The 640-nt window shown below is 64.7% G+C and carries 1 protein-coding gene; it reads left to right on the plus strand.

Going from position 1 to position 640, the window contains the following annotated elements; translation table 11 throughout:
- The coding region (locus tag AB4Z35_RS29975) for a hypothetical protein (protein WP_442101157.1) at nt 1-590 on the plus strand (590 nt) is incomplete at its 5' end.
- Nucleotides 591-640: the final 50 nt, after the last annotated feature.

Here is a 640-nt window from a genome sequence, read left to right on the forward strand (position 1 = left end):
ATTTCATGCCGACCAACGGCGGCTCGGTGTTCGAATCGTTCGCGGTGCCCGTGGTGATTTCCGAATCCAAATGGGGCCCCAACAGCTGGGGGCGCTCGCATCCGAACATGGCCAAGACGCAGATCAAGTACGGCCTCGACACCTTTGGCTACTGGGGCTTTTCGCCCGCTTCCGTGCCGGCCAACGCCGGATACACCGAGTACGGCACGCCGCCGGCTTCGCTGGGCGGCTCCGGCTACAACCCGCGCGGGCAACACGTGGCGACCCGTGCCGGCCCGGTGGTGTCGCTCTACTCGGTCCTGCTGTTGATCGAGGAGGACCCCGAGGCGGTGATGGCCAACATGAAGAAGCTGCTCGACAACTTCCCCACGCTGAACCACCCGCAATACGGCCTGATGGACAGTGTCGACGTGGAAAACGGCACCGTTTCCAAGTGCCTGCTCGCCGGCAACGTCGGTTGGGCGCTGGGCGCCGTGACCAACTACCTGACCGATGGCAAGCTGCGCGGCTATGTGGACAAGGAATGGGGCCACATGCTGCAGCCGCTGCTGGAGATCGAGGAATTCAGCATCCCGGCGGAGCAGCCCTAGTCCGGCTGCCGTCCCCGGAATGAAAAACGCCGCGCCGTCCCCTACCGGAC

Source organism: Pseudomonas sp. KB_15, from assembly GCF_052114525.1.
Taxonomy (GTDB): Bacteria; Pseudomonadota; Gammaproteobacteria; order Pseudomonadales; family Pseudomonadaceae; genus Aquipseudomonas.